Annotated in this window: 15 protein-coding genes and 1 riboswitch; of the genes, 7 read left to right on the top strand and 8 right to left on the bottom strand. The window is 42.8% G+C overall.

What is annotated here, in order from left to right; genetic code table 11:
- Positions 1-133 precede the first annotated feature (133 nt).
- Positions 134-1,306 (bottom strand): phosphate ABC transporter substrate-binding protein PstS, encoded by a 1,173-nt coding sequence (pstS, locus tag RH96_RS10570; RefSeq protein ID WP_010200764.1) that lies wholly within the window; start codon positions 1,304-1,306, stop codon positions 134-136.
- Between the two features lie 303 nt (positions 1,307-1,609).
- Positions 1,610-1,754, top strand: a riboswitch (TPP riboswitch).
- Between the two features lie 248 nt (positions 1,755-2,002).
- On the opposite strand from pstS, the gene thiC reads away from it, so the two are divergent.
- The 3 genes from thiC to RH96_RS10555 all read left to right on the top strand — a co-directional run bounded on the left by thiC (position 2,003) and on the right by RH96_RS10555 (position 8,136).
- The gene (gene thiC, locus RH96_RS10565) at positions 2,003-3,952 is read left to right on the top strand and encodes a phosphomethylpyrimidine synthase ThiC (RefSeq protein ID WP_010200762.1); all 1,950 of its coding nucleotides are present in this window, start codon (positions 2,003-2,005) and stop codon (positions 3,950-3,952) included.
- A 348-nt stretch (positions 3,953-4,300) separates the two neighbouring features.
- Positions 4,301-7,414: an ESPR-type extended signal peptide-containing protein gene (locus RH96_RS10560; RefSeq protein ID WP_010200760.1), complete on the top strand. Its 3,114-nt coding sequence runs from the start codon at positions 4,301-4,303 to the stop codon at positions 7,412-7,414.
- A complete protein-coding gene (locus tag RH96_RS10555) occupies positions 7,369-8,136 on the top strand; it encodes an autotransporter outer membrane beta-barrel domain-containing protein (RefSeq protein WP_081501595.1) in 768 nt (255 codons plus the stop codon). Before RH96_RS10560 ends, RH96_RS10555 begins: the two co-directional genes overlap by 46 nt.
- Before the next feature lie 74 nt (positions 8,137-8,210).
- Here the strand turns inward: RH96_RS10555 and RH96_RS10550 are convergent, their stop codons facing one another.
- From RH96_RS10550 to RH96_RS10535, 4 genes are all read right to left on the bottom strand, one after another.
- Positions 8,211-9,332 carry a hypothetical protein gene (locus RH96_RS10550; protein ID WP_141629743.1) on the bottom strand — a complete coding sequence of 374 codons (1,122 nt, stop codon included), beginning with the start codon at positions 9,330-9,332 and terminating at the stop codon, positions 8,211-8,213.
- A 6-nt stretch (positions 9,333-9,338) separates the two neighbouring features.
- On the bottom strand, positions 9,339-10,406 hold the full coding sequence (locus RH96_RS10545; protein WP_010200755.1) for a hypothetical protein: 1,068 nt from the start codon (positions 10,404-10,406) through the stop codon (positions 9,339-9,341).
- A gap of 123 nt (positions 10,407-10,529) precedes the next feature.
- Complete coding sequence (locus tag RH96_RS10540; RefSeq protein WP_010200753.1) at positions 10,530-11,420, bottom strand: fructose bisphosphate aldolase; 891 nt, start codon at positions 11,418-11,420, stop codon at positions 10,530-10,532.
- Between the two features lie 195 nt (positions 11,421-11,615).
- Positions 11,616-12,464, bottom strand: a complete 849-nt coding sequence (locus RH96_RS10535) for a DMT family transporter (RefSeq protein ID WP_010200751.1) — start codon at positions 12,462-12,464, stop codon at positions 11,616-11,618.
- A gap of 642 nt (positions 12,465-13,106) precedes the next feature.
- Here RH96_RS10535 and RH96_RS10530 point away from each other — a divergent pair.
- From RH96_RS10530 to RH96_RS10520, 3 genes are read left to right on the top strand one after another with little or no spacing between them, the layout of a single operon-like run.
- Positions 13,107-15,020: an ABC transporter ATP-binding protein gene (locus RH96_RS10530; RefSeq protein WP_026037291.1), complete on the top strand. Its 1,914-nt coding sequence runs from the start codon at positions 13,107-13,109 to the stop codon at positions 15,018-15,020.
- Positions 15,021-15,059: 39 nt separating this feature from the next.
- Positions 15,060-15,950, top strand: a complete 891-nt coding sequence (locus RH96_RS10525; RefSeq protein ID WP_010200746.1) for an alpha/beta fold hydrolase — start codon at positions 15,060-15,062, stop codon at positions 15,948-15,950.
- Positions 15,951-15,961: 11 nt separating this feature from the next.
- A complete protein-coding gene (locus RH96_RS10520) occupies positions 15,962-16,579 on the top strand; it encodes an alpha-ketoglutarate-dependent dioxygenase AlkB family protein (protein WP_010200744.1) in 618 nt (205 codons plus the stop codon).
- Here RH96_RS10520 and RH96_RS10515 read toward each other — a convergent pair.
- The 3 genes from RH96_RS10515 to RH96_RS10505 form a co-directional block, all read right to left on the bottom strand.
- Complete coding sequence (locus tag RH96_RS10515; RefSeq protein ID WP_010200743.1) at positions 16,576-17,571, bottom strand: NADP-dependent oxidoreductase; 996 nt, start codon at positions 17,569-17,571, stop codon at positions 16,576-16,578. The genes RH96_RS10520 and RH96_RS10515 overlap by 4 nt on opposite strands.
- A 73-nt stretch (positions 17,572-17,644) precedes the next feature.
- The gene (locus tag RH96_RS10510; protein ID WP_010200741.1) at positions 17,645-18,400 is read right to left on the bottom strand and encodes an endonuclease/exonuclease/phosphatase family protein; all 756 of its coding nucleotides are present in this window, start codon (positions 18,398-18,400) and stop codon (positions 17,645-17,647) included.
- A 228-nt stretch (positions 18,401-18,628) separates the two neighbouring features.
- Complete coding sequence (locus tag RH96_RS10505) at positions 18,629-19,741, bottom strand: hypothetical protein (protein WP_010200740.1); 1,113 nt, start codon at positions 19,739-19,741, stop codon at positions 18,629-18,631.
- Positions 19,742-20,195: 454 nt separating this feature from the next.
- On the opposite strand from RH96_RS10505, the gene RH96_RS10500 reads away from it, so the two are divergent.
- On the top strand, positions 20,196-21,155 hold the full coding sequence (locus RH96_RS10500) for a M3 family metallopeptidase (protein WP_010200739.1): 960 nt from the start codon (positions 20,196-20,198) through the stop codon (positions 21,153-21,155).
- Positions 21,156-21,171 lie beyond the last annotated feature (16 nt).

The following is a 21,171-nucleotide window of genomic DNA, read 5'->3' as shown; positions in this document are numbered from 1 at the left end:
GATATAAGTATCAGAAGCTATAAATATCATTGGCTTTGCGATTAAATTCGCTGTGATAAAACCTTTCAAACAACTACCGGAGAATAGTTGTTTGAAAGGGTAATTCGATCGTTATTAAATAAGGACTATCGAACTACTGAGCAGGTTTATAGACAGGCTGTCCATCGCTACCTTTTACGTCGTTCCATTTTGCTTTGAACAAGGCCACTGCCGTGTCAGAGAATGGTACGTAGTCTAGTGCCATAGCATCATCATCACCTTGGCTATAAGCCCAGTCAAAGAAGTTCAACACGCCAGCAACTTGCTGAGGATTCTCTGGTTGCTTATGGACTAAGATAAAGGTGGCAGCAGCGATAGGCCATGCTTGGTCAGTCTCAGAGTTGGTGATGACTTTATAAAAGCCTTCTTGTTGTGACCAATCAATATCACCTGCCGCAGCAAAGGTCTCAGCTGATGGTTGCACGATGTTGCCAGCTGCATTTTTCAATGCCGTATGTGACATTTTGTTTTGCTTAGCGTAAGCATACTCAACATAGCCGATAGAGTTTTTCATACGGTTAACGTAGCTTGAAACCCCTTCATTACCTTTACCGCCTGCACCAGTCGCAGAGGTCGGCCATTTGACTGTTTTATCAACACCAACCGTGTCTTTCCAATCTGGTGATACTTTGGCCAGATAGTCAGTAAAGTTAAAAGTCGTACCTGAACCGTCTGAGCGGAATACCGTCGTTATTGCCGCGTCTGGCAAGGTCAAATCTGGGTTCATGGCTTTGATAGCTGGGTCATTCCATTTACTGATTTTACCCAAATAGATATCTGCTAAGGTCGTACCGTCTAGCTTCAATGCGCCCGGCTCTATACCATCGATGTTGACGATTGGCACGACGCCACCGATAACTGTCGGAAACTGAATAAGGCCAGACTCTTCAAGCTCTTCAGGCGTCATCGGTGCATCAGAAGCACCAAAGTCAACGGTTTTTGATTGAATTTGCTTGATACCACCAGATGAACCAATAGATTGATAGTTGACTTGGCCACCAGTTGCTCCATTGTAGTCATAAGACCATTTGGCATAGATAGGCTGCGGGAATGACGCACCTGCACCCGTGATATTCATGGCGATATTTTCAGCAGATTTAAAACCGGTGTCAGCAGAAGGCGTTCCTTGAGTCTGAGTGGTTGTTTCAGCGGTGGCAGCAGCGCTACTGCTAGTATCAGCAGTGGGCTCTGCCGTGTCGGTTGATTTATTACATGCCGTGAGCATTAATGTACAACTAACGGCTACTGCTAATAACGAATAACGCATGTAGGACTCCTGAAGTTTAACAACGATATGAAAAAGTATTGTTTGTGATATGCGTGCTATCTTGCCAAATCTTTATGACAGTTTGATGACAGTTGTCACAATCTTTCATTCGCTTTACATAATATTCAGGTAACACTGCTATATTTTCAATAAATACAAATGATATCAATAATTTATAGATAACAACCTGATACAACCATACTCATAGAAACCATCAGACGCCATCTTAAGTTGTTATATGATTAGCCAAATACTATTAGCCGTTGGTGCAGAATTTTGTTAGTATGAATAAGATTCACAACACTGACAGACTCGGGGTGCGGTGTATTAAAGACTGGCTTTATTAAATTCGCTTTATTAAAGTAACCGCCTTTATACATTCGCTGAGAGATCACCCGCCGAACCTGATGCGGTTAGTACCGACGCAGGGAAGTCTTAAGCCTATGTTATACAAGTACAAAGGGCGTGCAGAAATGCCTTTTTATTATCGCCAACCTCTATCAGTATTTTTTGTGCTGATGGATAGCGTTAATAATCAGTTCCGTCCCTCAATCAGCGAAAGATCACTGACTACGTTTAGGTTTGATAGCGCTAGCAGGTTTTTTTACGATTGAATTTGTCCGTATCATATATGCTTACCCCCGCAGATTCTGGCGGTGTTGCCTATACTATTAGACCAACACGCTAGGACAGCATATGACTATTTCAGACATTACCTCGAACACAAAAGCTGCTCAAACTCATATCCCAGCCGATGCTTCGCTCAACGCGACTGCCAGCAAAGCGGATAAAAAAGCAGATGCCCTAAAAACCCCTGCCCATCGCCATCAAACAGACGCGCGCTTTGAAGAAGATGCCCGCGACTTACACCGTATCTTACCCGCCTCCCGTAAAATTTATATCGAAGGCTCAAGACCCGATATTCAAGTACCGATGCGCGAAATAACGCTTGATCCTACCCCTGTGCAAGGCGTTTCTGAGAACGAATGGGAGCCAAACCCACCGTTTTATGTCTATGACACCTCAGGTGTTTATACTGACCCCAATGCCACCATCGACCTCACCAAAGGTCTGCCAAAACTACGTGAAGGCTGGATAAACGAGCGCGGAGATACCGAGCAGTTAACAGGTCTATCAAGTCAGTATGGACAAACACGCGCGCGTGATATCAGCACTGCCAACTTACGATTTGCTCACATTGATAAACCGCGCCGTGCCAAAGATGTTGATGGCAAAACAGGCAACGTCACTCAAATGTACTACGCACGTCGCGGCATTATTACGCCTGAAATGGAATATATTGCCATTCGCGAAACCCAAAAGCAGCATGACTTGACGGACATACGCCAACATGACGGAGAGAGCTTTGGTGCTAATACGCCGACGGTTATCACGCCTGAGTTTGTGCGTAGTGAAGTGGCCGCTGGACGTGCCATCATTCCCAACAACATTAACCACCCTGAATCTGAGCCGATGATTATCGGGCGCAATTTTTTGGTCAAAATCAACGCCAATATCGGTAACTCAGCGCTGGGTTCTTCTATTGATGAAGAAGTCTCAAAAATGACGTGGGCCACACGTTGGGGCGCGGATAACATCATGGATTTGTCCACCGGCAATCATATTCACGAAACCCGCGAATGGCTGATTCGTAACTCACCAGTGCCGATTGGTACCGTACCCATTTATCAAGCGCTAGAAAAAGTCGATGGCGTGGCTGAAGATTTAACGTGGGAGATATTCCGCGACACCTTAATTGAACAAGCAGAGCAAGGCGTTGATTATTTCACCATTCACGCAGGTGTGCTGCTGGATTATGTGCCAATGACTGCCGGACGCCTGACGGGCATTGTGTCGCGCGGCGGCTCTATCATGGCGCAGTGGTGCATGGTGCATCAACAAGAAAGCTTTTTATACACTCACTTTGAAGACATCTGCGAGATTATGAAAGCCTACGATGTTGCCTTTAGTTTGGGTGATGGCCTACGTCCGGGTTGTTTACAAGATGCCAATGACGAAGCCCAGTTTAGCGAACTCAAAACCTTGGGTGAGCTGACCAAAGTGGCATGGGAGCATGATGTGCAGGTGATGGTTGAAGGACCGGGTCACGTCGCGATGAACCGTATTAAAGAAAATATGGATTTGCAGCTTGAGCTGTGTGCGGACGCACCATTTTATACGTTAGGGCCATTAACGACTGATATTGCACCGGGTTATGACCATATTACTAGTGCCATTGGAGCGGCGATGATTGGTTGGTTCGGTACCGCCATGCTTTGTTATGTCACGCCAAAAGAGCATTTGGGTCTACCAAACAAAAAAGATGTCAAAGACGGCATCATCACTTACAAAATTGCTGCCCATGCTGCTGATTTGGCCAAAGGTCATCCAGGTGCACAAGCACGTGACAATGCGTTATCTAAAGCGCGTTTTGAATTCCGCTGGGATGATCAGTTCAATCTAGCACTCGATCCAGATACGGCGCGTGAATATCACGACGAAACGCTACCGAAAGACGCGCATAAGACAGCGCACTTTTGCTCGATGTGTGGGCCAAAATTCTGTTCGATGAAAATCACTCAGAACGTGCGAGATTATGCGGCAGGACTGGACAAAAATGCCGCCAGCCAAAAAGCAATGCTTTAAACAGTCGACTGAACGAATGCGGGTCATCTAGCGAAAGAGATGAATACGGATCTCATTGGACAACTTGGTGAAGCCAGTTCTGAAAAAATTCGTTGAGGTAGGACGAAGATGACCAAGAAATGTCATTCTGACAATCGTCAGTTGTATCAAGAGGTTTGATTTTAAGTACTGAAAAACGTTGCATTATAAAGGCTCGAAACCCTCTTCAGTTTCGAGCCTTTTTATTGTCATAAATTCAGCATAAACAATTGTGTAATAAGTTATAGACAAGCGGCTTAAATCAAGTAATATACGGTTAATAAGTAATAATTCGTTACTTAAACATCGACTAGAGTTAAGGTTATCAGTATGAATCATGTTTACCGTGTTGTTTTTAATCGTGCTTTAGGTGTTTATCAATGCGTCTCCGAACTTGCCAAATCTCGTGGTAAATCCGCGTCTGGTAAATCGCAAACAGCTAGCAAGCTCATAATGACACCCTTAGCACTAGCTATGCTTTCTTTGTCAGGGACGGCGATGGCAGCTGACATTGTAGTCAATGATGGTCAACGTACAGAGTATCAAGATATTGTTGCTATCAATGGTAGTGTTTTGATAACTAATCCAGGAACTGTCCTTGCAGCACCAAATAATCAAATTAACTTTGGTGCAAACCCAGATGGTAAAGTGCTAGCTATAGATACAGACGTTTCTATTGAAAATGGCGCCGCTGTAGAAGCTGGTGTTAGTAGTACTGTAGGTGTTGATAGATTTAGTAAAGTGACTGTTAATAATGCTTTATTGAGTGCGCCTGCTATAGCCATAGGAGGACTCGTTGATGGTGAAATTAATATCACTAACAATGGGCAGTTAAAGGCTACTGATAAAATAATACTAGGCTACGGTTCAAATACTAGTGGGCGTTTAAATATAACTAAATCAGGCAATGCAATAACAAATAATTTGATTATTGCTGATGAGACAGACTCAATAGGCAATGTAGTCGTTGACGGTACTGGAAGTAATTTGATTGCTCAGAATAATGTCTTTGTTGGCGATAATGGTACAGGTAGTCTCTCTGTTCAAAATGGCGGTAACCTTACCACTAACACTTTAGTTGTTGCTAATAATATAGGTTCTGCAGGAAGCAAGGTGGTGGTTAAAGGTGCAGGATCAAAAATCGATGTTAAAGATAGTTTTTTCATAGGAACAACCGAAAGTGCTTCACTAAGTATTGGTAATGCAGGAACCGTCACTAGCGATAAAATGTCTGTAGGTGATCTATCAGGTTCTGAAGGTACGTTGGCTATCAGCGACGTAAACTCTGTAGCTAATGTTAGCTCCAGCCTAATAGTAGGTCGAGAAGGCTCAGGAATTATCAACGTCACAAATAATGCTATATTAAATTCGAACAATGCTGACTTAGCTCAAGAAAATAGTGCTGTAGGCGAAGTAAATCTGTCTAGCGGTGGTAAATGGAACAATCAAGAAACTATTATCGTTGGCGTCGAAAACTTAGGTACTGTCAATGTATCAGGGCAAGAATCCAAGATTACTACCAAAGATTTTTTACTTGGCGGTTTCAATGGCAAAGGAATTGTAAATGTTAGTGATAACAGTACTCTAATCGTTGACCGAGTCACTCAAGTTGGCGGTTTTGATGAAGATGGTGAGAGTGCTATTGGAGAATTAAACATTAACGATGCCAGAGTAGAGACTCTTGAAATGGTAGTCGGCACCTCTGGTAATGGTAATTTAAACATTACCGGCAATGATGCTTACGTCAATGTAGATAACAACTTATTAGTTGGTGTAAATGGTACTGGTACCGTCACTATGACTCGTGCAGATGAAGAAACAGAGTCGCCTACTATAAATGGTAATACTATTCAGGTTTATGGAGATACTATATTGGGTAGTAGTGCTTCTGGCAAAGGTACTATGACTATCGATGGTAGAAACCAGTTCCAGACTACTAACTTAGTCATTGGTCAGCAAGGCTCTGGTACCTTCAAAGTATCAAACACTCCTTTTTATACCGGTTTGGCTAGAGCAACTGATACTACTTATATTGGTGGTAGAGGTGAAAATAGTGCAAACGCTGTTGGTACTTTGACTATCGATAACAGTACATTTGTCACACCGAAGTTAATCGTAGGCAATACAGGATCTGGCACGCTCAACTTAGTTAATGGCGGTGTTATATCAACTAATAGTATTGAACGCAATACAGCTTCTACTCTTTCTAATATTTTTATCGATGGTGGTGAGTTTAGAATTACAACAGATCAACCTAATTTGTTTGCTAACTTTACTAAAGATGATTTAATTGAAGTAAGTGGAAAAGGTATTTCGTTCGAAACAACGGGTAATAATAACGGTGAAGTTGGAACCTATGTTGTCATCAATCCTAATGCAGTAATTACTGGCAATGCTGGTAAGCTCAACGTAGAGGATGAAAACGGTGGATTTGCAAAGTATGGATTAGGAACTTTAGAGATTAGTGAAAGCAGCAAGCAATGGACAGGTGATTTAACCATTACTCAAGGAACGCTGAAGTTTAATGGTAATTACATCATGGGCAATGATGAAACACTTACTATTGGTCTGCTTGATTGGGATGAAGATGGCATAATCGATGAAAATTATGGAAAATTTCTCATTAATGGAGCAGTTGATATCAGCAAAGGAAATCTGTTCATTTATGCTGACGAAGTCATCGCTAATGTAGCAAAAGATAAAGAATGGAAAGATATCGTCAAAGCCACCACGCGCACTGGTGAATTCAAAACCGTCAGCGACAATAGTCCATTAGTAAGCTTTGCAGCAGATTATAGTAATGCTGATGCCGTTAGCCTGAAAATGGTAGCACCGACGCCTACACCTACACCTACACCTACACCTACACCTACACCTACACCAACACCAACACCAACACCGACACCGACACCGACACCGACACCGACACCGACACCGACTCCAACACCGACTCCAACACCGACTCCAACACCGACTCCAACTCCAACTCCAACACCGACTCCAACACCGACTCCGACTCCGACTCCGACTCCGACTCCGACTCCGACTCCGACTCCGACTACTGATACTACCTTTGTTCAATCGGTATCAAGTCAATCGAACCGGAATGATTTGGGTATTGCTTATGTATTAGACAAAGCCATTCAGGACCGCGTGACAAATGGTGATAATGTATTGGCTGATAGCTTGATTAACTCTACCATCAACTTCAATCAGGCTCAGCTTGCGACAGCTGCCAATCAGTTACAGCCATTATTTATGGGTGCGACCAACCGCATCCTCACTGATGCCAATTACGCGGTTAGCGATGCTATTTTCGCTCATACTCCGACTGAACCTGAACGTAATATTTGGGCACAAATCATCGGTAACGACCGTAGTCATGAAGGCGAGAATGTATCACTGGCTACGACTCTAAAGGTTATGGCGCTATTGTTGGTCTAGATACTCCGATTAACAATGACCTTAACTTAGGGGTCGCTGTCTCTTATATTGAAAGCGATGCAGATACCGAAGAAAGCTACTTAGAGCATGAACTAGAAACTAAGAGCTGGCAGGTTCTCGGATATGGACGTTATGCTGTTAACGAAGCCACTAATATGAGTTTCCATGCGGGTGCTGGTAGAAGTGATGTTGAAGGTGAGCGTCATATTCAGATATTAACTGATAATATTGCGAGCTCTGATTATTCAGTCGATACGCTACAAGCAGGCTTAGGAGTAGATTATCGCATTGGCACTGAGCAACGTAATATCAGCCCATTTGCACAACTGAACTACGCGCATGCAAAAAGCGATAGCTATCGTGAGACGGGTGCAGGTGTCTATAACTTAGTAGTTGATGAAAATAAATATGAGTCATTGCGTTGGACAGCTGGTCTAAATCTATCGCAAGCTCTAACCCCAACACTAGCACTTACTGGTCAATTGGCGGCAGCGGTCGAAAATGGTGATCGTCGTTCTGACATTACTGCCAGCTTCATCGGGACGCCCAATGATGAATTCACTACTACTGGACAAGAGATTGGACAAGAAATTGGTATCGCCGGTATCGGGCTTAGCTATGCACCGACTGCCAGTATGAAAATATCAGCAGGTTATCGCGGCGAATGGCGTGATAACTATGATGACCAAGGTGCTACCCTTGCATTACAAACCACCTTCTAATCTTTAATACCGCTATAAAACAATAAAGCTTGCCTCTAATTAGATTAGGGGCAAGCTTTTTTTGCGTCTAATTTTTAGTGTTGCGGAAAAACTCGTTTGAAGTAAGAGTCGCACAGTTTCATAATGAGTAAATAAAAAGGCAAAACTAGCGGATAGCCAAAGATAACAATCAAAAGTGTATAGCCATGATAGTTGCTAGCATGCTCACCTAGTAACCAGTCTATAAAGTAAATTTTATAGAAAACTATCATCAATGCTATGAGAGGCACAATGAACACTCCCGACCAAAGGATTGCTTTTGCTTGTTTAGAGTACTTTTTGTGACTCGAACGCAACGATCTATAATGCATAAAACCAAATAACATTATTGATACTAAAAACACTACTCTTCCATCTAAATCAATCAGCCATTGAGCCAAAGAACTTGGTGGCTGTCGGTAAGATATTTCTAGAACATCGTTAGGAATATGATCGAAGACCCACTTCGAATCAGCTTGTAGCGCTCCACCTAAAGACTTACCAAGATTAGTCTTTAAGTATTGCGACTCATCAGCAATCTTTAGAGTAACGGTCAGGTCACCAAAACTCTTCCAAGTTTTGGCAGGTTTTAATGAATAGTTATAAATATACTGATTGGTCCAATTACTACGGTCTATTGTAGGATGAGCAGAATATTTAACATTAATGACATGATTGCCTTCGCTTAAGTTTATCTCAAAGTATTTAGCGTCATTATTGAACTGTACAGCCGTATCCGTTTCTGGATCATGATAAGCAGGCAATGATTTTGAATGACTTTCATAGTCATAATTTATAAGTACTGGTACCGCTTGCCCATCGACTTCGACTATAAAGCTTTTGTCTGTATCATTACCTATGTTATCGAACACCTCAAAAACCAAAGGTATTCGATCGCCTTCTTTAGCGCTATAAATTTCGTAAGTGACATCATAGTCAGCTTGATTAAAACCTTCAGCAATATTGATATCTATGTTTTCAGACAATATATCGATATCTTTGCTTGAATATGCCGTACTGGCATTAGTACCATCGATAATGGGAGACGCCATATTGGCATAGCTAAACATGCTAGTACTTAATAAAAGCAATCCTAAAATGATCCTACGCATTAATATTCTCTCAAATGGCTCGTCAGCTAGCTGTTCGCGAATCACAAAGCTATTTACAGCCTTCAACTATAATTACTTTACTGTTTTAGTAACCGTCTGTTTAACCATCATAAAAGCCACAAAACTAATGACCAGATAAACGGGTGTCAATACTATATAGCCTAATGGTAAAACCCAAATAAAGAACAAATCACGACTCTCTCCTGTTGCGCCTTGACCAATGATCATATCTGTCACCAGTAAATAGAGGTAATAAATTATCAGGCTAAGCAGAGGCACTAGGAAACCACCTGCGAGCATGGCTGTCCAAAGGGTTTCGGGCTGGGCTTGCTGTCTACGTTTCATCATACGTAAATGCAGTCCACCCAATACAAATAGCGCGAAACTTATAGTTATGAATGGCGAAACGGCCGTTAAAACTTTTGCCACAGGATTCAGAGGTGCTTGAATAATAAAATCAATCTCTTTTGTTAGATTATCTTTGAAATGCCATTGGTTATTAGAAGGTAAAGTATTCTTCGTACCATCGATACCCATACTAATATAGTCTAAACTACCATTGAAATTTAGCTTAACAAATGACCCTTTAAACTGCTTATCATCACTGACGCTCTCCTTCACCGGCACTAACGAATAAGAGTAAGTGCTTATCCCAGTCCAATCACTGCCATAATAATGCGGCTGGACGTCATAAGTAGCTGTAATAGTATGCAACCCTGACGACAAATCCAGATTGATATACTTTGAATCTGCTCTGAATTGCTCTAAACCAGTATTGGCTGGTATATAGAAGTCAGAGGTCTCAAGCCCGTTATTATCTTCAGTAACCGTTACAACAGGCACCGATTGACCATCAACAGTAATTTCGAACTCATTACTTTGTCCAAATTCATCGAATACTTCAAAAACTAATGGGTATTGCAGCCCTTCACGATTGTTATACAGCTTATAGCTCACTTTATAACCAGCATTATTAGCATCATCTGTAATATCGATATTAACTGTCTCTGATATAACATCAATGGCATTATTAAAATAAGCAGCACTTGCCCAAGTGCCTGAATAACCTACAGGCTCCATAGCCTGAACGACTGCACTATAGCTTAGTATTAGTAAACTTAGAACCACAAAACGAGGCACAACTGCTCCAATAACTTTATGACAAACATAAGTTTAATTTTTTTCTATTGTAAATGCTATAAAAAAATCCCAGCAAACATAAAGTTTACTGGGATTATAAATTTTATTTTGAATAGCTATTGCTTAAACTTTCGACGCCTCAAAGATATCTTCAATTGAGTTGTTAATGGTTTCAGAAAATTCCTCATCGCTTTGTTGCTTACTTAGACCTTCAGTAAAGGCACGTGAGAAGCTCGCAATCATACCTGGGTTTTGTTTTAGCTTAGCACAAGCATCGCTCCGGCTATAGCCACCCGATAATGCCACCACTTTTAGCACTTTTGGATGATCAATCAGTTCTTGATAAAAACCCGCTTCCTCTGGCAAGGTCAATTTCAGCATGACTTGATGATCACCACTTAAACGATCCAGATTATGTAATAGACTGGTTTTAAGTATCAGCTCACAGTCATGTTTTTTAGTGCCATCGATATTTACTTCTGGCTCGACGATTGGCATCAGGCCTTTTGAGATGATTTGCTTGGCGACATCAAATTGCTGCTGCACGACTAGCTCGATACCATCGACATTGGGCTCATAAATCACTGAGCGCATCTTGGTACCAAATACTGGATAGTTTTTGGCCTTGTCCAATAGCGCATCTAAATCCGGTATCGGGCGCATGACTTGCACGCCGTTCATCTGTTCAGCCAGACCTTTATCAACCTTAAGAAATGGCACGATATTTTTGTTTTCCCACAGATAGTTAGCTGTCGACTTACCGTCAACTTCTCGTTCCATGGTATCTTCGAATAAAATCGCCCCAAGTACGCGCTCATTATCAAAAGACTCACAAGTGATGATACGGGCTCGCATCTCATGTACGAGATCAAACATGGCATCATCATTGTCATAATCGTCGCTGCTCACACCATAATTTTCAAGTGCTTTTGGCGTGCTGCCCCCACTTTGATCAAGCGCCGCGATGAAGCCTGAACCATTTTTTATACGCTGTAATTGCTTCTGGTATTCCATTGAGTGTGCATCCTATTGTTATTCATTGAGGTCAAGTGTCTCAAAGCAAATCGCTTTTTGTCAGCTTATATCAGCCTTGCTGTTTTTAAGCAACCTTATCATAGGATGCCCTGCGTGCCTATATCTGATAAGTTAACGATTTTATAAATCGTAACGATGTTGATGGATTTGGGCTAAACAGTTATTCTAAATAATTTATGCCAAAAACAGTACTGTCACACAGCCAACTGCCAATAACAGCCCTATTATATTAATGCGATTGAGCCGCTCTTTAAATACCCCAACACCTATCATAGTTGCTACTGCGATGACACCCACATTCATACCAGTAAACACAATGCTTGGTGACTCATACAATACTTGATGCGCTCGTACATAAGCGTAAACATTGCCCATATTCAGCGCACCCAGCAGTACTCCTGCCATGAGGGCATTGCCCTGCCAGCGCACACGAGTGATGAGCAAATAAATAAACAGTAACAGCCCTGCCAGCCCGAAACTTATAAATAAGGTTAACGGAAAGGCAGACCCTTGCTTGGCAACTTGCTTGAATAGAATATCAATAATGCCATAGCCTGCCCAAACGCCAAATAACCAAAGCGGCGTTTGGCGCACCTGTTTGTCCATGCCGCCTTGCTGTGGACGATAAACCAAAGCACCGAGAGCTAAAAACCCTAATACCAAACCAAATATACGCGTACCAGTCAGCATCTCACCGAATAATAAAAATGCGGCAACGATAGGAATGATAAGTGATAAACGTTGGGCAGCATCGGTTGCCACCATGCCGACCGCTGCAATCGCACGCCCAAGAATGATAAATACGGCGGGCAGCAATACGCCAAGCGCTATGATAATCCCCCACGCGCTTCCTAACAGACTAAGTCCGCTGATGTCTGGCTTCAATAAAAACCAAGTGAGTAAGAACGCTACTGGGTAACCGGCGACGATAGTCTGACGGATATCGATATTTCGTTGACGTAATATTTTTAAAAGTACTGACACAGCGACACTACATAGTACCGCGATGGTTAAATACATCATGAACGTCTACCTTTTAAGCTGCAATTTTGTGTATTTATTATTCGTTTACTCAAACGCGTCATCAATCTAGGGCGTGTTGAACATTCAAATATTAGGGCTGCTGATTGCTAAAATTGCACCAAACATTTTATCAAATCAGGCGTAAGCTGACGATAATGTCGAGACCTTAGCTAGGCTTACAACAACGTTTGGGGTGATTTTGGCATCAGCCTTTCAGGGCAGTACTATTTTTTGCCAATATATGGCGAAATTGTCTAACCTAGAATGACTAGGCATCAAAAATTTCACTGCATATTGTCTAAAAAATAGTCACTGCCAGCACCACATTTGAATGTTCAACACGCCCTAAACGGAAGCGACTAAATTAGCCAAAAATGAGAACAGGCCCTAAGCCATGTTTTCTGTTCAACAAAACCATAGAATGTAACAAAATATGTTTTATGCAGCAATCTATTTATAATGCTTTTGCTAACAAGTAATAAACGTAGGCCGCTATTGATTGTCAATTTACAATTAGCATGCAGGCGTGATTACGAAGTTTTGTTAAAATAGCGTAACTTCCTATTCACACAAATAAATGTTCAAGACAATGCTTGCCAGTGTTTGTCTTGGCGTATTGCTATTGATGTTCTACCCTTGCCTATGAATGCTCTATTTCGCTTTTTTGAAAACCGTCTACCCGCCTTTCCTGATACGCCTATGCCATTGCCCTCACCTCGTGACGGGCTGATGAAGTTTTTATGGGCATGTACCAAAGGTTTGCGTGGCTGGCTACTCTTTTTTATGATTCTGTCGGCGGGTATCGGCATTTATGAAGCGATGCTGTTTGCTTGGATTGGTAATATCGTCGACTGGCTGGGTATCTATACACCGCAAACGCTGTGGGCTGAAAAAGGTGATATGCTCCTTTTGATGCTAGCGGTCATGCTATTGAGTCCCTTTTGGATTGCCTTATCTTCGTTTATTCATTTTCAGTCGATTCAAGGTGTGTTTCCGATGCAAATGCGCTGGCGTTTTCATCAGCACATGCTCGGACAGTCGATGCAGTTTTATCAAGATGAGTTCTCTGGTCGCGTTTCTGCTAAGGTGATGCAGACGGCTCTAGCCGTACGCGATACGGTGATGACGGTCACTGATATGTTCATGTACGTGATCGTGTATTTTATTACGACTGGTGTTATCTTATTTAACTTAGACAGCTTATTGCTCATCCCATTTATTATCTGGTTTGTCCTAGTTGGCATTGCGTTGCGCTTCTTTATTCCCAAGCTTAAACGGACGGCTATCGTACAGGCTGATGCCCGTGCGTTGATGGTTGGCCGCATCACTGACGCTTACGCCAATATCATGACTGTCAAATTGTTCAGTCATTCACGCCGTGAGCTGGGTTATGCCAAGAACGCCATGGGTCAGTTCTTAGGAACGGTTCATGCACAAATGCGCTGGGTCAGCTATTTAGAGGTTTCAACCCATCTGATTAGTGTCATTTTAGTGAGTAGTACGGCTGGGATTGGCATCTATTTATGGCAGCAAGGCGACATCGGCGTTGGTGCTGTTGCCGCAGCCACAGCGATGGCTTTGCGACTTAATGGTTTAACGCAGTGGATTATGTGGCAAACAGCCAGCTTATTTGAAAGCATTGGTACCGCTCAGGACGGTATGCGTACACTATCTGCACCGCAGACTATCGTTGATACACCTAACGCTGCTACGCTAAAAGTGACTGATGGCCATATCGTCTTTGATCATGTTGACTTTAGTTATGAAAGTGAAAACGATGATATCGAAGGCGAGCGCATTGACGAGGTTAATACTGCCGGAACAGCCCTTACCCATTCACAAGTCAAACTACTTGATGGCTTCCACCTAGATATCAAACCGGGTGAAAAGATTGGTTTGGTGGGTCGCTCAGGTGCTGGTAAATCAACCTTAGTGAATTTATTATTACGCTTTTTTGATGTGGATAAAGGTAAAATCTACATCGATGGGCAAGCGATTGACGAAGTCACTCAAGAGTCCTTGCGTCAACAAATCGGTATGGTCACGCAAGATACCTCGCTGCTCCATCGCACTGTCCGTGAAAACATTGCCTATGGTCGACCTGATGCCAGCGATGAAGAAATCATCCTTGCTACTGAGCAAGCACAGGCTTGGGAATTCATCAAAGATTTATATGATGATAAAGGCAACACTGGTCTGGATACACAAGTGGGCGAGCGCGGGGTTAAACTATCTGGCGGCCAACGTCAGCGTATTGCCATCTCACGTGTCATGCTAAAAAATGCGCCGATTTTACTCTTAGATGAAGCGACCAGTGCGCTCGACTCCGAGATTGAATTTGCCATTACTGAAAGCTTGAATGATATTATGACGGGCAAAACAGTTATTGCCATTGCCCATCGTCTCTCTACGATTGCCGCACTCGATAGACTGGTGGTCATGGATAAAGGTCAGATTATCGAGCAAGGCAGCCACGATGAACTATTGGCATTAAATGGGGTGTATGCTGGCTTATGGCAGCGTCAAAGTGGCGGCTTCTTAGGCGAAAACAATTAATTATTGATGAATAATAAATCATAAGGCAGTGTTACTTTTATGGAAGCATTCACAAACAGTATCGATATCGGTGGTCAAAAGGCACGCTATTATGATTTGAGCTCATTGAATACATCGGCTAATAATAAAACCAAACACCCTAAAGCGCACTTTTATGGTGGCAATGGTTTTACAGTAGGTAACTACAAGCCCCTGTTGACAGAGCTTGCTGCTGGTTTTGACATCAGCTCGCTCGCGATGCGTGGCTATTGGTATGACCAGCCAAAAGCCCGTGTATTAACGCGTGAGCAAGATGCCGATCTGCTTATTCAGTTTTTAGAGCAGACTCAAGATGGTCCTGTTATAGGCATTGGACACTCACAAGGCGCTACCGCTACCGCTATGGCAGCGGCTAAACGCCCTGATCTATTCTCTGAGTTGTATTTGATTGAGCCGGTAACTTTCACCAAATCGCAAGCGCTGTTGTATAAGCTGATACCTCGTTCCGTTAAGCTTAAACGTCAACCTTTTAAAAGCGCTTTAACCAAGCAAAAGGTTTGGGCAAATATAGATGAGTTCTATAAAAACCTACGAGAAAAGAGCGCTTATCGACGCATCTCTGATGAGCACTTGTATCTGTTTGCCGAACAAAGCTTAATACAGCAAGACGATGGACGTTATGCATTTATATTCACTCCCGAACAAGAGATAGCGAATTATTTTGGCATCCCTTATATCGACGGTGCATTAAAGAAGCTGGCGAAAACCAAGGTGCCTTACCAACTTATCATTGGCAAGCCGACTATTTTTATTAACGATAAAGTTCGTAATAATTGGCAAAAATTTGTGCCCGCTAACCAGCTTAATATCATGCCTGAGAACGGACATCTATTGCCTATAGAAGCACCGAAGCAATGCGCCAAATTTATTTTAGAGAATTTTAATCGTTAAAATTTTAGCTTATGACTGATTTATTCGCCCCTAGTCCTGTAGATAACCTATTGCCTTATGAAGGGATACTCAATGATCTGGGCATCGTTGTCGAGAATAGCCATGAGCTTTACGACCTCTTATTAAGCGAACTGCCTTGGCATGCTGACATCGTTACTTTGTTTGGCAAGACCCATGTCACCACGCGTCAAATCGTTTGGATGGGTGGAAACAATAGCAGCTATCACTACTCTGGACACGCGCGCCAAAGTATCCCATGGTCAGAGACAGTGTTTCATGTGAAACACTATGTCGAACAACTACTAGCAAATATTGGTATTGTCGCTAACTTTAATTCTTGTCTGTTGAATTATTACCCCTCAGGTAGCGATGGCATGGGCTATCATGCAGATGACGAGAAAGAGTTAGGCGATCAGCCAATTATCGCTGCCTTATCGCTCGGTGCCACGCGCAAATTTGTCTTTAAGCATAAAAAAACCCAAGATAAAGTCGAGCTTTATCTTGAGTCTGGTCAGCTTATTGTCATGCATGGCAATACACAAGCCTACTGGAAGCACACCGTCACCAAGACAAAATCAGTCGCTGATGGGCGCATTAGTCTCACGTTTCGGCAGATGCTGCCCGACTAGTCTGCCTTTAGAACAATCTTACCAAAGGTATCGCCTTTTTGTAGCTCGCGGTGTGCTGCCACGGCTTCAGATAACGGATACGTCTGCTGAATCTGTAATTTGAGCTTACCAGCGCCCACTTGTTCTAACACTCTTGCCATATCTTGCCCACTACGCTGCGCTTTATAACCGGCCACGTTTAAGCTTTTTTGACTACCAGCATCGACGAGCTTATCAACCCAGATCGTTGGTAGCACATTAACGCGGCCACCAGATTTGAGTACATCAAGCGCGCGTACCCCTGCATCCCCACCGACCAAGTCAAGCAGCACATCGGCTTGCAAGTCAGGAAATGCCTCCTCTTTAGTGTAGTCAATCCAGCTCGTCAGCTTGGATTTTTCTATTAACGCATCGAGCTTGGCATATTTTTCTGGCGAACAAATTACCGTCACCTTAATGTTATCTTGCGACACTTTATTCATGAGCAACTGGATTAACAAATGACCAACGCCGCCTGCTGGTGCATTTATGACGACATGCTCACCTTTTTTGATATCAGCAAACTCTACAAATTGTAGCGCCGTTTGTCCGATACAAGGCAGCGCACCTGCTTGCTCTAATGTGACTGACTCTGGCACTTTGGCGAGCAATTTGGCATCGACTGCCACATACTCAGCATAGCAACCACCATTGAAAGTCAAGGCGGCGACTTTATCACCAACAGCAAACTGTTCGCTATTGCTACTGACTACCACTCCTGACATATCAAAGCCTAAAATCGCTGGCTGATCATGATCAAATTTATCTTTACGAATATTATCAGCGCCCCACCCTTTGCCTTGACGGGTTTTGTAATCAACGGGGTTAATGCCTGCGTAGGCTACTTTTACTAAGACTTGCTCATCCGCCAAAGTAGGAACAGCAACACTATCCTCATAATTCATAACGTCAGGTTCGCCAAACTCACGAATAAGTACAGCATGTTGAGTGGTTGGTATTTGAGTATTAGACATGGTTCATCATCCTTGTGGGTTTCTATTATTTTATTTTTTAGTCAATGGTTTGCGTTTCAGTAGATGGTTTGCGCTATGGCAACATCAGTTCAGCACTGATGGGCAAATGATCGGATAGCGTTGACCACGGTTTTCCAGTGTGTACCCATGCATCCTTGATTCTTAGATTACGTACATAAATACGATCTAAGCTGAGGACGGGCAGCTTGGCTGGGAAAGTAGGCGACAGCTTGCCGTGACAATGCTTGAAAGCTTCAGTCATACCGAGACTAGACGCCAACTTATCACAAGACAGTTTTTTCCAATCGTTAAAATCGCCTGCCAAGATAAGCGGTTGGTCAGGCGCAATCTCATTGCGCACATAGTTGGCAATGGCTTCATATTGCTTGAGACGATCGCGCTCAAACAAATTCAAGTGCGCGCACAATACCACGACAGGTCGCTCCCAACCGATAGGCTGTACCTCACAGTGTAAGACGCCGCGTTGCTCAAGCTTATTGACGGTAATATTGACATTGTGTTTTGGATCTAGCGGGAATCGGCTCAATACTGCATTGCCATGATGACCGTTTTCATATTCTGAGTTTTTGCCATAGCTATTTTGCAGCTGCAGATACTCACCAAACCATTCATGCTGTGATTGGTCAGGATATTCGTTGTATTGCATATTGCGCTTGAGGTTTTGACCTTGCACCTCTTGCAAACACAGCACATCGGACTCTATGACTTCAAGCGCATGGGCAATACCTTGCATTTTCACTTGGCGATTCATAGGCGACATGCCTTTGTGAATGTTATAGCTGGTTAGAACAAAAGAGGTGGTAGTCATAGATTCAGTCATAAACTCAGTATTTGGATAGTAAAAGTTGATAGCACTACATAAAAACTTATCATCAAAAACGAGTGGTCAATTAGTAATGTAGAAGTGCATCAATGTAGAAGTGCATCAATGTAAAAGGAGCATTGATTCTTATCGAACCAATGCTCTCATATTATACCTATATGCTATCAATGGCGAATTCGTCGATGAACATCATTGATAGCCAGTTTTTTTGAATCAGTAGCGAGTCACTAGAGCAATCGGTTGGTCTTCACCCATGATGTCTTGCGGCATAAACACAGCCTCGCCACCATTATGAATCACATGCTCAATGATTTCGCCAATCGCATCATCAGTGACGCCTTCTGCGGTAGCATCATTAGCAATACTTAGAGTCTGCGCTTTTTCATCAATTTTGGCAGATTGTATATAGCCACGGCGTACATAGAGCGTCTCGCCAGCACCTTGGAACGCGCTACGATATACTTCCTGCAAATCCGTCTGCAACATGTTGGCACCGCGGGCTTTATCAATCTCGCCCAAAGCAGCATGATGTAATGACGTACGATATTCTTCTACCGCTTCTTGTACACTATCGACGATATGCTGTGCACTGCCATCTTCTAGATTGGTGGCGTTTGATACCGTGGCAATGATGTTTTCTGGACGATCACAGACTTCTTTGTAGTAACCGATATTTTTGGCATCGCCAACGATGACAAGAGGCATTTTATGCTCGCCCCACAGCTCTTGTACGCTCTTATCGACTTGGTTAAAGTATTCTTTTAGATGGCTGCTCTCATTACTTGCAGAACGATCAGAGCCACCGTCACTTGTCGTATGCAGACCATTATTTTCGACAGGGAATGCGATGCTTTCCATATTGTTTTGTGCATCGTCATCTTTATCAAACTCTCTGATGACACGATCATTTGATGCTTCGATCAGGCGAGCCTTATCACGGGTCAGCACGACTGTATAGTAGTGAACGGCACTTGCCATATCACGAACTAGGTCACGAGTGGCAAAACTGTCTGAAATCACAACCCGCTCTGTGGTATCGATGGGCATACGGATCACTTGTACATCGTCAGTACTGGCAAATATGGCTAAGGTATCAAGATTATAGTTGTGGTTTAACTCACTGGTCTTAGCATGAATCTTGTCTAAGATAGTTGTCGACGTACTCTTGTCGTATTCTTTGGTTAAGCGATCTTCTACGACTTTTAGCTGATTTTTTAGAGCGATTGGATCTTGCTCATTGGCTGGATGCGCTCGATGTGTCTTAACAAAGATACTGACCGCTGGATTGGCTTTAGTTTCACGTAAACTTTTAAGAGTCGCTTTCATATACTGCTCCTTGTTTTATTATCATTTACTTTGAACGTTGTTAATTTTTCTATGAGTCATTTTCTCTATAAATCGTTTATCAATAGGGCTTGATATTTTTATTCCATTCCCTTGATGCTAACAGTCAAACCTCACTTGCTGTAGGGTCAATTTGCAAGCAAATGATAGCGCTTTGTAAGTAGAACAATCTATGTTGTTATAAAAGGCAGGTTTATCTCATTTAAACATATTTAATATCGACCCTCTCGTCGCTTTACTTTCTGTATTGTCAGTGCGTAGGTTGCATTTTCATTAAATGAACCCATCTTTTATATAATATAGGTATAAGACCGCAAAATAAAAAAGTAACTGACAGCCTTTTATACTCTGTGTGTTACATCACGCAAATCACTTATACCAAACCCTATTTAACCAATAATAATTTATTCACTAATATCAGATATCGGATACCTTTATGACACCCATTTCTCCAGATTTACGTCTTGTCGATTTTGCCAATGTTTCACCAAGTGCATTACAAAGCCAAGTCATTAGCGCGATAGACGATGCCAATGCTTTTTTAGATGAAATGACAGCCCATACTGACAGCAACCACAGTCCTGCTGATGTCACTGCTGAGAAAGCTCTGAGCGATGTGATGAATTTTGATCATATCAATCTGGCATTAGATCGCAGTTGGGGTATTTTGTCGCATCTCAATAGCGTGATGAGCAACGATGAGATTCGTCATGTACATCATGAGCTGTTGCCTAAGCTGTCTGCTTACAGCACTCGCGTGGGGCAGCATCAGCCGCTGTTTAGTCGTTATCAAGCTATCGTGAATGATAAAGCGTTCTTTGCAGCGCTTGAGCCTGCGCGCGCTCGTGCCATTGAGCTTGCGCTTAGAAGCTTTGAGATGTCAGGTGTGGCGTTACCTAAAGCTGAGCAAGAACAATTTGCGGCTATTCAAAGTGAACTCTCAACCTTATCAGCGACGTTCTCAGACAATATATTGGATGCTACCCAAGCTTATGCATTGCCATTAGAGTCAGCGCAATTGGCGGGCTTGACCGAAAGTGGTTTGGCACTGTTGGCAGACGCAGGGGAACAGTATAAAGCCCGTGAGCTTGCCAGCGGCGCCCTCACGCAAGCAGATATTGATGTGTTGCCGACCTCTTATTACGTAGCAAGTTTAAATATCCCTGTTTACCTTGCGGTCATGACTCATGCTGACGACCGCAGTCTACGTGAGACGTTGTACCGCGCTTACGTCACGCGTGCCTCAGAATTTGATGGTCATACAAATAAAAAAGGCGAGTCGCTGAATAACGCCGATATCATGGGTCAAATCCTACAATTACGTGAGCAAAAAGCCACGCTATTAGGTTTTGACAATTATGCAGAAGTCTCACTATCGACTAAAATGGACAGATAACGTGGCAGAAGTAGAA

Source organism: Psychrobacter sp. PAMC 21119 (genome assembly GCF_000247495.1).
Taxonomy (GTDB): Bacteria; Pseudomonadota; Gammaproteobacteria; order Pseudomonadales; family Moraxellaceae; genus Psychrobacter; species Psychrobacter glaciei.
The sequence above is the reverse complement of the archived record's forward strand: the minus strand, read 5'-3'. Positions and strand labels throughout refer to the sequence as shown.